Source organism: uncultured Flavobacterium sp. (assembly GCF_963922255.1).
In the GTDB taxonomy this organism is placed as follows: Bacteria; Bacteroidota; Bacteroidia; order Flavobacteriales; family Flavobacteriaceae; genus Flavobacterium.
Genome location: NZ_CAWUIC010000012.1, coordinates 1 through 15,065, shown reverse-complemented (window position 1 = coordinate 15,065; position 15,065 = coordinate 1). Strand labels below are relative to the sequence as shown.

The following is a 15,065-nucleotide window of genomic DNA, read 5'->3' as shown; positions in this document are numbered from 1 at the left end:
ATAACACAATCAAACCAATTAACAAATTGTTAAATGTTGATAACTTCTGCTTTTTATCGTTCGAAAAATGTTTTTTATCGAATTTACAGTTCACATAGGTAATTATTCATTTAACTATTTTACATTTGTAAGGTGATAGTTTAGATTAAAAAGTCTAAACTAACACAATAGACACATTAAATATTATAAGAATAGGTATGAAACACACTTTACTTAAAAGGTTGATTGTTTTATTATGCGTTTTTGCGTCTGTATTCAATTTTGATACAAAGGCAGAAGGTACAAAAACAGTTTCACCAACATCTAATAACTTAACTTCCTTAGTTATTATTCCTTATCGTAATTCGGGTTCTTTCTTAAATTGTAACGAAGACAATCGAATTTATTTCCGTATTAAAGACCATACAGTCGAAAATTTTTATTTTGGATTTGATTGGAGACAGTACAGAAATGGAGTAACTTCTGGAACAATTAGTAACTTAACTGACGTATATTACAGAATTAGACGACCAGACGGAAGTGTTGTGGTAGGTCCAACTTTATGGAATCCAAATAATGCAGCTGGTAAAATTAATTCTTACGCACAAGCGTTAGCTGGTCCAAATATTAATGGGTTAAACCCAACAGGATATACTCCTTTAACATTTGATCCTTCAGTAAATGGTGAGTTTTGGATTGAAATGTATAGAAGTAATGATGGTGGAGCTACAATGATTCCAAATGGAAATAGCGGAAGTTCAGCGAATTGGGCACATTCCCCATATTTTGATTTTACTGTAGGTAAAGCTAACAATACAGTTTATAATGGAAGGGTTCATTCTGACAAATGGGCTTTTGTAGCTGTTCAACCTACCAATGGAGCAGAAGTACAATTTTCTGTAAATATCAACTCTTCTTCATCACCACAATTATATGCTTACACTGATGATAAAGCAATATTAAAAATTGAATTTCAATCAAATTTTAGACCTGTAGCCTATGATGTTGCAGTAAATAGCTATGGTGTTGTAAACACGAGTAATTTTGCAGTAAATAGAAAATCTATAAATTCAAGTGTTTCACCCTCATTTCAAAATGGGTATAAGGTGTTTTTAAACCAACCTGATTCCACGATTTACCCAATAGCATCTGTACCTTTGTTACCTAGATTTATAGAACCTGCTATTAGTGGTTGTGGTCCAAATTATGCTGTAAGATTTGATGCTCCAGAATCTGGAGATATAAAAATTTTCTTTAATTTAAATGGTGTTCCTGGTTATCAAGCTGGTACAGCAGATAGAATCCTTGAATTATTTAATGTACCTGCCGGATATAATGAAGCACAATGGGATGGATTAGATGGTTTAGGAAACAATGTAAATAATTCAACAACTATACAGTTATCTTTAATTTTGTTAAAAGGTAGATTTAATTTGCCTATATATGACGCTGAAATTAATGCAAATGGTATTAAAGTATCTTTGATCGCTCCTATTTCTGTTCCAAATGCTCAAATGTATTGGGATGACAGTTTATTAACTCCAATTGGATCTTCATGTGATGCAAGTTTTAATAATACTAATAATATAACTGGAGCTGGATTAAATAACTCAACAATTGGATCAGTTTCACCAGCTCATGCTTGGAGTGGTGATGGAAATTTAGGAAATGTAATTCCTGCTCCAATAGTAAATGGAAATCAAGATGATGACATTTTATGTAATGATTTTGGTAATCTTAGAGTACTTAACACTTGGGGATGGGGAATTTATACACAAGATGTTTTTACAAACGCAAAGAAAGGTTGTGTAGATTTATATGTTGATATAAATGCAAATAACACTAATCCTAATGTTGGTTCAACAGTAACTCTCACAATATTAGCAGGAAATAATGGTGCCAATACTGGAACAAATATTAATGTAGATGGTTTACTGCCTAATGGGTATACTTTTGTAAGTTCTTCACAAACTGGAGGTACTTATAACCAAACTACTGGTGTATGGACAATTCCTTCACTTACTAATGGACAAACACAAACTTTAACAATAGTAGCAACAGTTTTACCACAAGGAGATTATAATTTTCCTACTACAATTGCTGGTTTTGAATTTGATCCTGATTTATCAAATAATGAAGATATTATTCGAGTTGAACCAACACCTATAACAGATTTAGGAGTAGTAAAAACCATAAATAATTCAAATCCACAAGTAGGTTCGCAAGTTGTATTTACAATTGCTGTAAATAATTATGGACCTAGTAATGCGACAGGAGTTTTTGTAAATGATTTACTTCCTCCAGGTTATTTATATGTCTCAAATACTACTACGGTTGGTTCATACAATCCTTCAACAGGAATTTGGACAATTGGTGATTTAAATGTAAGTGCAACCGGAACATTAACTATTACTGCATCGGTTAATGCAATAGGTAACTACACTAATATAGCTACAATCACAGGTAATGAGTTGGATATTAATACTGTAAATAATACATCAAGTGTAACTCCAAATGCTAGTGCTGTTTCTGATGTTGCTGTTACAAAGATGGTTAACAATCCTACTCCATTAGTAGGAACGAATGTTATTTTTACAATTAATGTCACAAACAATGGACCTAGTAACGCAACTAATACAATTGTTACTGATCTTTTACCACCAGGTTACACATATGCTTCTCATACACAAACTGCTGGAACTTATAATTCAAATACTGGTGTTTGGTCAATTGGAACTCTTAATAATGGTATAACAAGAACCTTAACAATTACGGCTGTTGTATTGAATTCTGGAAACTACACCAATACAGCTACTGTTACTACTGACAATATTGATACTAACACAAACAACAATACTGCTTCAGCAACAACAAATCCTGTTAAGAATGCAGATTTATCAGTTGTAAAAACTGTTAGTAATACTACTCCAAATGTTGGTGATAATATTACTTTTACAGTAACTGTGACAAATAATGGACCAAGTACAGCAAACAGTATTTCTGTAGCAGAAGCTTTTCCTACAGGTTATACGGTTAATAATGTAACTGTTAGTTCTGGTCAATATAATCCAAATGTTAATTGGACAAACTTTAATCTTACAGTAGGTCAATCAGCAACTTTAACAGCAAATGTTACTGTAAAACCTTCTGGTAATTACTTAAATACTGCAACAATTACTGCAAGTAGTGTTGTGGATCCTGTAAGTTCAAATAACTCATCAAGTGCAACAACAACTCCAAATGCAGTAACAGATTTAAGCATCACTAAAACAGTAAATAATCAAGTTCCTTTAGTAGGATCTAATGTGATTTTTACTGTAATAGTTACAAATAATGGTCCAAGTAATGCTACTGGTGTTACAGTTCAAGACTTATTACCAAATGGATACTCATTTGTTTCATATACTTCAACTACTGGAAACTATAACAGTACAAGTGGTGTTTGGAATGCAGGAAATATTTCAGCCAATGGTTCAAAAACCTTGACAATTACAGCTACTGCTCTTCAGACTGGAAATTATGTAAATACGGCAACTGTTACTGGAAATGAAATTGATATCAATTTGACTAATAATACTTCTTCAGCATCAACTAATCCAAACATTATTGCTGATTTGGCTGTTTTGAAAACAGTTTCTAATACAACTCCATTAGTTGGTAGTCAAGTCACATTTACAATTACAGTTACCAATAATGGCCCAAGTAATTCTCAAGATGTAGAAGTTAATGATTTATTACAAAGTGGATATACTTATGTTTCAAGCACAGCTACACTAGGATTGTACAATTCTTCAACAGGAATTTGGGATATTGGCAATTTAGCTAACGGAAATGTTGCTTCAATAAATATTGTTGCAATTGTTAATGGTTCAGGTGATTATTCAAACACAGCCACTGTAACACAGGCTTTTACTGATCCAAATCCTTCAAACAACACTTCAACGGTTACTACTACTCCAGTGCCAACAAGTGACCTAATTGTAACTAAAACAGTTGACAATCAAACTCCTTTAATGGGACAAAACGTAATATTTACAATTGAATTAACTAATGCTGGGCCAAGCACTGCTACAGGAATAATTGTTGCTGATGCTTTACCAAGTGGATACACTTATGTTAGTCATACTGCTACAGCAGGCACATATAACCAAGCACAATGGACTTTAAGCTCATTGAATAGTGGTGTTTCTGAAACTTTAACTGTTGTTGCTTTAGTTAACCCAACTGGGAATTATTCCAATACAGCAACAGCTTTTGGTAATGAATTAGATCCAAATATTTCTAACAATACTTCAACTTCTACTCCTGCTCCAATACCTAATGCAGATTTAGCAGTTGTAAAAACTGTAGACTTAGCTACACCAAATGTTGGTAATACTATTACTTTTACAATTGTAGCTACAAATAATGGACCTATTAATGCTACTGGTGTTAAAGTTAATGACATATTACCGGCAGGATATACTTATTTATCAAGTACTACAACTGTTGGTACATATAATAATGTATCTGGTTTATGGACTATTGGAAATTTAAATATAGGAATTAGTCAAACTCTAACAATTACTGTTCAAGTAAATGCTAATGGACCATACACTAATATTGCTAATGTAGTTGGTGATCAATTTGATGCAAATCTTAACAACAATAGCTCTATTTCATCTCCAATTGTGGGGCAAACTGCTGATTTAGCAGTTGTAAAAACTGTAAACAATACTTCTGCACAAGTGGGAAGTAACGTAACTTTTACCATAGTAGTTAACAACAATGGGACAAGTAGCGCAACAGGAGTTATAGTTCAAGATTTACTACCAAGTGGATTTACTTATGTTTCACATAATGCTCCTGGAGGAACATCTTATAGTAATACTAGTGGAATTTGGAATATTGGAAACTTAGATACTGTACAAACAAGAACATTAACAATTGTTGCAACGGTCAATAATACAGGAAACTATACAAATATTGCTACAGTTTCAGGAAACCAATCTGATAATAATCCTTCAAATAATATTTCAAGTGCATCTACAACTCCTGTTAGATTAGCTGATTTAGGAGTTACTAAATCTGTAAATAATGCTACTCCAACTGTAGGAAACAATGTAATTTTCACAATTGTTGCCACTAATAATGGCCCAAGCAATGCTACTGGTGTTATTGTAAATGATTTATTACCTTCTGGCTATGAATTTGTAAATGCCACTGCAACTTTAGGAGTGTATAACAACGGAAATGGAAATTGGGTAATTAATAATTTAACCAATGGAAGTTCAGCTACATTAACTTTAACTGTTAAAGTAAATGGAAATGGAAATTACCTAAATACTGCAACTATTAGTGGAAATGAATTAGATAATGTCTCTACAAATGATTCGGCTTCTGCTTCAACTAATCCAGTTAAAAATTCAGATTTATCTATCACTAATAATGTAGATATTTCAACTCCAATAGTAGGAAGTAATGTGATTTTCACAATTGTCGCTACCAATAATGGTTTAAGTGATGGAACTGGTGTAACGGTTACAAACACCTTGCCTAATGGATATACATTTGTATCAAATAATCAATCTGTTGGTTCTTTTAATCCAACAACTGGTGTTTGGACAATTGGTAACTTACCAACAGGAATGAGTGAGGTTTTAGAGATAACAGCTACCGTTTTACCATCAGGTAATTATGTTGATTCTGCAACAGTAACAGGCAATGAAACTGATAGTGATTTAACTAATAATACTGCCACTGTTGAAACAATGCCTTTACCTGTTACTGAAATTCAAATCACTAAAACAGCAAGCAATGCAACTCCAAATGTAGGATCACAAATTACATTTACAATAGTTGTAAAAAATAATGGCCCAAGTGATGCTACAAATGTAGTGGTTACTGATAATTTATTGTCTGGATACACTTACCAATCAAATACAACAACTGTTGGTTCTTACAGTAATGTTACTGGCTTATGGAATGTTGGAAATTTAAATAATGGTCAAACTGAAACAATGACTATTACTGCTTTAGTAAATACTACTGGAAACTATTCAAATACTGCTAGTGTTAGTCAAACAGAATATGATTCTGATCCAACTAACAATACAAGTAGTACAACTCCTATTCCAAATCCTATATCTGATTTAGCTGTTGTAAAAACTGTAAATAATGCTACTCCATTAGTAGGAACAAATGTTGTCTTTACCATAGTAGCTACTAATAATGGACCAAGTATTGGAACTGGAGTTTCAGTAGCGGACTTATTACCTTCTGGATATAGCTATGTTACTTATAGTTCAACTCAAGGTACATATAATAATGTTACAGGAACATGGGCTATTGGAAATCTAAATAATGGCCAATCTCAAACTTTAACAATTACAGCAACAGTTTTAAATACAGGAAATTACACAAATACTGCAGTAATTTCTGGAACAAATACAGATAACGTTACGACAAACAATAGTTCTTCTGTTGCCACTACTCCTGTTTTATCAAGTGATATTGCAATAATTAAACAAGTAGATATTTCTACTCCAGACGTAAACGGTAATGTTATATTTTCAATTGTAGTAACAAATAACGGACCTAGTAATGCTTCAGGAGTTACAGTTACAGACTTATTACCATCAGGATATACTTATGTAAGTAACGTAGTTTCTACAGGAACATATAATGAGGTAACTGGTATTTGGACAATAGGTTTAATGGCCAATCAAACAATGCAAACAATGGAAATTACTGCAACAGTAAATCCATCAGGAAACTTTGTTAATACAGCTTCAGTTACAGCTAATGAAAATGATCCTGTTTTGACAAACAATAATTCTTCTGCAAGTACAAATCCTTGGCCTTTAGCTGATGTAGGTGTTACAAAAGTGGTGAATAATACTACTCCAAATGTTGGAACAGATGTTATCTTTACAATTGTAGCAACAAATCATGGTCCAAGTAACGCTACAGGTACGCATGTATCAGATTTATTACCTAGTGGATATACTTATGTAAGTCATACTGTTACTACTGGTACATATAATAATATATCTGGTAATTGGACGATTGGTAATTTAAATAATGGTGTTTCACAAACATTAACTATTACAGCAACTGTAAATACAACTGGTAATTATACTAATACAGCTATTATTGATGCTAACGAAAATGATACTAATACTACAAATACACAAGCTTCAGCTTCTACAACACCAGTAAAACTTTCTGATTTATCAGTTACAAAAACTGTTGATAATATTAATCCTTATGTAGGTAATAATGTTATTTTTACGATTGTTGCTTCAAACAATGGAATCTCAAACGCTACAGGTGTTCGAGTTGATGATGCCTTACCAAGTGGATTTAACTATATTTCCCATACAGTTACTACGGGTACATATAATGTAAATACAGGTGTTTGGAATATTGGAAATATGGCAGTTGGACAAACTCATGTTTTAACGGTTACGGCACAAATAGATACAAATGGAAATTACACAAATATTGCCGAAATAAGTGGTGATCAAACGGATCCAAATACACTTGATAACATTGCTTCTGTAACTGTAGTTCCTAGAGACAATATTCTATTAGTTAATGATTATGCTGGTCCTATCAATGGTTTAGATGGTGAAAATGGAGTTGTTAATGTTTTAGACAATGATATATTTAATGGTGCTTCACCTATAAATATTAATGACATTATCCTTACAACTTCAATTCCTGATCCTAATGGTTATATTACTTTACAACCAAATGGAACAATAAATGTTGCACCTAACACACCTGCTGGAACTTATACATTAACATATCAAGTGTGTAATGCTGCTTTACCAACAGATTGTCATACAGCTTTAGCTGAAATTCTATTGGTTGGTCCAACAATTGTTGCAAATGATGATGATTATACGAGTACTCCAATAAATGCTACAACCGGATTTACTGACTTATTTAATGTTTACTCAAATGATGTTTATAATTTAAATTTTGTTAACCCAGCTCAAGTGACATTAACTTTAATTAATCCAACTCCTAACTTTACAATTAATCCTCTAACAGGTTCTGTTTCGGTTAATCCAAACTTACCTGCAGGAACCTATTCTTTTGTTTACCAAATTTGTGGTAACTTAAATCCAACTACAAATTGTGATACTGCAACTGTAACAATCAAAATTGAAGTATCAAGAGTTGAAATAAAAGCATTGCTTCAAGGTTCTTTATTTGGAACTACAGATGGAAAAATGCGTGATGACTTAAGGGTTAATAATGTAATTCCTTTAACAGAACCATATTCTGCATTAGGAACTGGTGGAAACACTAGATTCAACAGACCTGATTTTGTTTCAAGTGAACAAACCACTAATGCAGTTTTAAGTATTGCAGGAGATAATGCAATTGTTGATTGGGTATTCGTAGAATTAAGAGACCCAGAAAATAGCTCAATTGTTTTACATACTAAATCTGCTTTAATTCAAAAAGATGGTGACGTTGTTGAAAGCTCTGACGGAACAAGTAGTTTATATTTTAACAACTTAACAAAAGCTAGTTATTTTATTTCAATTAAACATAGGAATCATTTAGGAGTCATGACAGCATTGCCTGTTCAATTCTCAGGAACCAACGCGATATTTGACTTCTCGAGTGCAACTCCAGCGATGCTTTGGAATCAAACTCCTATGTATGATGGTTTTGAACAAGAATTAGAAACAAATGGTAAATATGCAATGTGGGCTGGAAATACAAATGCTGATAGAAAAGTAAAATACGCTGGAAGTAATAATGACCAGAGTGTAACTTTTAGCACTGCTTTAAATTATACTGGTAACGACTTAAATAATTACAACTTCAATAATGCTTTCCCTGGATATTTTATGGGAGATGTTAATATGGATGCAAAAGTAAAATATCGAGGTGTTGGAAATGATCCTACTTATATATTCTTCAATATTGTTACCAAGTACATATTGAATATGCTGGATTTATATAACTATGATATCTTCCTAGAACAAACACCTAATTAAGAAATAAATTTATACACCAAACAAAAAATAAACAAATGATTAAAAGAATAATCTTTGGATTCCTATTTTTGGCTACCTGTATTAGCTACGGTCAACAAGAAATTGACTTAACTTTAAAATACAATAGTAGTTTAAATAGATATGAAGTATATGCAAAGTCTAATTTTACACTAAATAACTTCACTTGGGGACCTTCACAAATATCAATAGTTACACCAAGTAGTTTGGCAGATACTCCTTTAACAATTACAAGTTATGAAGCTGGAAATTGGGGTGACAATTCTGTTATCTACTCACCTTCTTCTCAAGCTCAAAATGACTTCCATGGTGTCGAATCTGGAGGTGCATTAACTGACTTAGTAAGTGGTGTAGAAAAATTAATTTTTTCATTTCAATTACCTGGTGGTTGTGTTAGTGGTTTAAGACTTTTCAATAATGGTATTGATCCTGACTCTTCGCAACCTGGAATGTTTGGTGGAGACTTTAGTAATACTATTGATAATGGTATGATTACCGATGTTTTTCATGCAAATTACAACAATAATGGTACAAACTGTATCGATGCAGTTGACGATTCTCCTAGTGCTGTAATTGGTTCAAATGGGGCAACAAATGTTGTGAATGTTTTTACTAACGATACATTAAATGGAAGTCCTGTTGATCCTTCAGATGTAACATTAACAGAATTAAATCCAATTCCAAATAGTCCACTTACATTAAATCCTGATGGTTCAGTAGATGTTGATCCAAATACTCCAGCAGGAACATATACACTTACTTATCAAATTTGTGAAGTTTTGAATGCTTTAAACTGTGATACTGCAATTGTGACTATTATTGTTGATGCAACTGAAATTATTGCAAATGATGATAATACTTCTGCTACACCTGTAAATGGAACTACTGGACAAAATTCAGTTGTCAATATTTATACAAATGATACTTTAAATGGAACTTCTTTCATTCCATCAGCTATTGTTTACAGTGTTTTAACCCCATTTTCAACTACAAATATTACTGTAGATGCAAATGGAAATGTTAATGTTGGTCCAAATACTCCAGCTGGAATCTATACTTCAACTTATCAAATTTGTGAAGCTTTAAACCCAACAAATTGTGATGATGCAATTATTACAATACTTGTCGAAAGTTCTGATATTGTGGCAAATAATGATGCTCCTTTAAATCCGGTTAATGGAACAAACGGTGCAACAAATGTTTTAAACGTTTTTGACAATGATACATTGAATGGAAGTCCTGTTAATCCTTCAGATGTAACTTTAACTGAGTTAAATCCCGATCCAAATAGTCCACTTACATTAAACCCTAATGGTTCTGTGGATGTTGATCCAAATACTCCTGCTGGCACATATACTTTGACTTATCAAATATGTGAAAATTTAAATCCAACAAATTGTGATGATGCAACAGTTACTGTAATAGTTGGAGCGGCTGAAATTATTGCAAATGATGACGATACTTCAACTACACCTATTAATGGAATAACTGGACAAAATTCAATTATCAATATTTATGCAAATGATACTTTAAACGGTACTTCTTTTGCCACAACAGATATTAATTATTCAGTATTAATTCCATTTTCAACTCCTAACATAACTGTTGACAATAATGGTTTTGTAAATGTTGCTGCTAATACACCTGCTGGGACATATACTTCAACTTACCAAATTTGTGAAGCTTTAAACCCTACGAATTGTGATGATGCAATTATTACAGTAGTTGTAGATTCTTCAGATATTATTGCCAATGATGATACTCCTTCAAATCCAATTAATGGAACAGATGGTGCAACTAATGTTTTAAACGTTTTTGATAATGATATTTTAAACGGTAATCCAGTAAACCCTTTGGATGTTATTTTAACAGAATTAAATCCAGATCCAAATAGTCCTCTTACTTTAAATCCCAATGGTTCAGTAGATGTTGATCCAAATACTCCTGCAGGAACATATACGCTAACCTATCAAATTTGTGAAGTTTTAAACCCAACAAATTGTGATGATGCAACAGTAACTATAGTGGTTGAATTGAAAAACTTTTTTATTAAAGTAATGCTTCAAGGATCATTATTTGGAACATCTAATGGAATAATGAGAGATGATTTAAGAACAAATAATGTAATTCCTTTAACTGAGCCATATACTGATTTAGGAAACTCAGGTAACACAAGATTTACAAGAGCTGATTTTACAGTTAGTGAACAAACGACAAATACAATATTAAATGTTACTGGTAATGATGCAATTGTTGATTGGGTTTTTGTTGAATTAAGAGATCCTTTAGACATAACAACAGTATTGCATACTAAAGCAGCCTTAGTACAAAAAGATGGTGATATTGTTGAAAGTGCTGATGGAGTAAGTCCTTTACGTTTTTCAGGAATTAACAAGGTAGGTTATTATATCAGTGTTAAACACAGAAATCATATAGGAGTTATGTCAAATACTCCTGTAACGTTTACAGGAAGTGACATTGCTTTTGATTTTACAACTAGTTCCCCTACTGCTACATGGAATGAAAATTCAAGTTTTGAAGGATTTGAACAAACTCAAGATATAAGTGGAAAATATGCTTTGTGGGCAGGAAATACAAATTCTGATCGTAAAGTTAAATATTCTGGTACATTTAATGATCAATCTGTAATATTCAGTACAGTTATTAATCATGTAGCCAATTCATTTAATAATTACAATTTTGATTTTGTATTACCAGTTTATTCAAACGGAGATGTAAATATGGATGCAAAAGTCAAATATAGAGGAGTTTTAAATGATTCGAATTATATATTCTTTAACGTTATTACAAAATATTTACTAAACGCTTCGGATTTATATAATTACGATTTGTTTAAAGAGCAAATACCAAATTAAAAGCTTAACCAAATGACAAATAATAAATACACAAAAATGAGAAACAAAATTATATTTGGTCTTATTCTGTTAGTAAACTTTTTAGGGTTTAGTCAAGGTAATATTGACTTAACTCTAAAATATAATGTTACTGACAACAGATATGAAGTTTATGCTAGACCTGATTTTACTCAAAATAATTTTACTTGGGGTCCATCGCAAATTTCAGTAGTATTACCTGCTTCAATTGCAGATACTCCATTACAAAATTTAATCAGCTATAATGCCGGTAATTGGGGTGATAATTCTATTATTTACGCTCCTGTTATACAACCTCAGAATGACTTTCATGGAGTTGAATCTGGTGGTGCCTTAACAAATCTTGTTACTGGTAATGAATTACTTATTTTCTCATTTACTGTTAATGGTGGTTGTGTGCCTGGATTAAGACTTTTTAATAATGGAATTGATCCTGATTCAAGTCAACCTGGTATGGGTGGTGGTGACTTTAGTAACACTATCGATAACGGAATGATTACTGATGTTTTCAATGTAAATTATAATAATAATGGAACAGTTTGTATTGATGCAATTAACGATAATATGTCGGTGAACTTTCCAAACGGTGGTATTGTAGGAAATGTTTTTGTTGATAATGGTTTTGGTCAAGATACATTATACAATACTCCAATAACTAACTCTACACTAGTCAACATCACAGTTCTTGATGATGATGGAATTATAGGTATAACAATTAATCCAAACGGAGATGTAATTATTCCTGCAAATACACCTCCTGGAAATTATGAGGTTATTTATCAAATTTGTGAAGTAGCAATACCTACTAATTGTGATTCAGCAACTATTTTTATTACAATTAATGGTCAAATTATTGCAGAAGATGATGTTATAACGGCTAGTGAAATTGGTGGTACTGTTGGAAATATTTTCCCAAATAACGGTGTTGGTCCTGATACCTTAAATGGAAATCCTATTACCGTTAGTACAACTGTAACAATTACTCTACAGAATGATGGTGGTTTAACTGGTTTAACTGTCAATAATAATGGTGACATTATAATTCCTCCAAACTCTAATATAAATAATGGGATACCTTATGTTGCAACTTATGAAATTTGTGATGCATTAAATCCTGGAGTTTGTGATACAGCAACAATAACTATTGTACTTACACCTACAATTGTCGCTGAAGATGATAATAATTTTATTATTAGTTACTCTCAACAAGGAATTGTTGGAAATATTTTTGTAAACAATGGAAATGGAACAGACACATTAGAGTCTATTGCAATTACAAATCCTTCATTAGTTAATATTTCTATAACTAACAACCCTTCATTAATTGGTTTAACAATTACTCCTGGTGGGGATATAGTTGTTCCTTTAAACACAACTGGACAATTATATTCTATTGAATATACAATTTGTGAAGTGGCAAATTCTTCGAATTGTGATACAGCAATATTTACAATTTATGTAATTGAAGTAGTTGATGATAGTGCTTCTGTTCAAGAAAATTCTTCTGTGGATGTTGATATTTTCTTTAACGATACTTTATTTATTGGAGATACAAATGTTCCACAATATGGAACCTTAACAATCTCAACACTTCCAACAAATGGTACCGTTACAATTACTGACCCTAATGGAACTCCATTAGATCCTACAGATGATGTTGTTACATATACTCCAAATGCAAATTATAGCGGTCCTGATAGTTTTGAGTATACTATTTGTAACAACAACACTCCTACTCCTAATTGTGATACTGCTTTAGTTACTATCAATGTTTCTGCTACAAGTGCTGATATAGTTACAGTTAAAACAGATAATTCTGCAACTTATACACCTGGTACAGATGTTACTTATACAATTACCGTAACAAATAATGGTCCTGATGATGCTACAAATGTAGTTGTTAGTGATCCGCTTCCTACAGGTATTACTTCTGCAATATGGAGTGGTAATAACGGTTCAAGTGGTGTTGGTGCTTTATCAAATACTATCCCAACTTTAGCTAATGGTACTTCGGTGGTTTATACATTAACACTAATTGTACCTTCTAACTATACTGGGAATTTAACCAATATTGTTACTGTAACTAGTGACACTTCTGATCCAGATCCAACATGTCCAACTTGTACTGATATTGATACTCCTTTATTAATTATCGATGCTGTAAATGACCCTATCGGTCCTATTAGTTCTGACATCACTTCTCCAGTAGTAGTGAACATATTAAATAACGATACTTTAAACGGTAATCCAGTTGATCCTTCAGATATAACTCTTACTGTGGGTTCTAATCCTGGTGGTTTCCCTGTAGATTTAACAACTGGTGAAGTAACTGTTCCTGTGGGAACTCCTGCTGGAACCTATGTAATCACTTATACGATTTGTGAAAATGCTAATCCAACTAATTGTGATACTGCTGATGTAACTATTATCGTTGAAGATCCAAATAATCCGGCAACTATTGATGCAGTAAATGATACTACTAACCCTATTGATGGTGTCACGGGTGCTAATAATGTAGTCAATGTGTTAGATAATGATAGTTTGAATGGAACAACTCCAGTTAATATTGCAGATGTAATTTTAACTATCGTGACTCCTGCTCAAGACCCTGGTGTAACGTTAGATACAACAGACGGAACTGTAGATGTAGCTCCGGGAACTCCTCCTGGTGTATACACAATCACATACCAAATATGTGAAACAGTAAATCCAACGAATTGTGATACAGCGAATGTAATTGTAGTAGTTGAAGACCCTACGGATACAAATGTGATTGTAGCTAATGACGATGATATGTCTGCTACTCCTATAAACTCAACTATCGGAAATCCTACTGTAGTAAATGCTCTTACAAATAACGATACTCTTAACGGTGTAGTATTTACTGATGCAACTGCAGTAACAATATCAGTATTAACTCCTGCAACTGATCCTGGTGTATCTTTAGATATAACTTCTGGAAATGTAGCAGTAGCTCCTGGAACTCCTGCAGGAACTTATGTAATCACTTACATGATTTGTGAAATCGCTAGTCCTAATAACTGTGATGTAGCTAATATTACTATAGTAGTAGAGCCTGCGGTTATCGATGCTGTAAATGACCCTATCGGTCCTATCAGTTCTGACATCACTTCTCCAGTAGTAGTGAACATATTAAATAACGATACTTTAA

Annotated in this window: 3 protein-coding genes; all 3 read left to right on the top strand. The window is 32.6% G+C overall.

Features of this window, described 5'->3' with window-relative positions:
- Nucleotides 1-197: 197 nt before the first annotated feature.
- Nucleotides 198-8,981, top strand: coding sequence for a DUF11 domain-containing protein (locus AABJ49_RS10350; RefSeq protein ID WP_338378200.1), 8,784 nt, complete (start codon nt 198-200; stop codon nt 8,979-8,981).
- Nucleotides 8,982-9,016: 35 nt separating this feature from the next.
- Nucleotides 9,017-11,875 carry a hypothetical protein gene (locus AABJ49_RS10345; protein WP_338378199.1) on the top strand — a complete coding sequence of 953 codons (2,859 nt, stop codon included), beginning with the start codon at nt 9,017-9,019 and terminating at the stop codon, nt 11,873-11,875.
- 36 nt (nt 11,876-11,911) lie between these two features.
- The coding region (locus tag AABJ49_RS10340) for an Ig-like domain-containing protein (RefSeq protein ID WP_338378198.1) at nt 11,912-15,065 on the top strand (3,154 nt) is incomplete at its 3' end.

Excerpts from the sequence above, each read along its gene's own strand:
- AABJ49_RS10350 (WP_338378200.1), top strand. The coding sequence starts at position 198 with ATGAAACACACTTTACTTAAAAGGTTGATTGTTTTATTATGCGTTTTT.
- AABJ49_RS10345 (WP_338378199.1), top strand. The coding sequence starts at position 9,017 with ATGATTAAAAGAATAATCTTTGGATTCCTATTTTTGGCTACCTGTATT.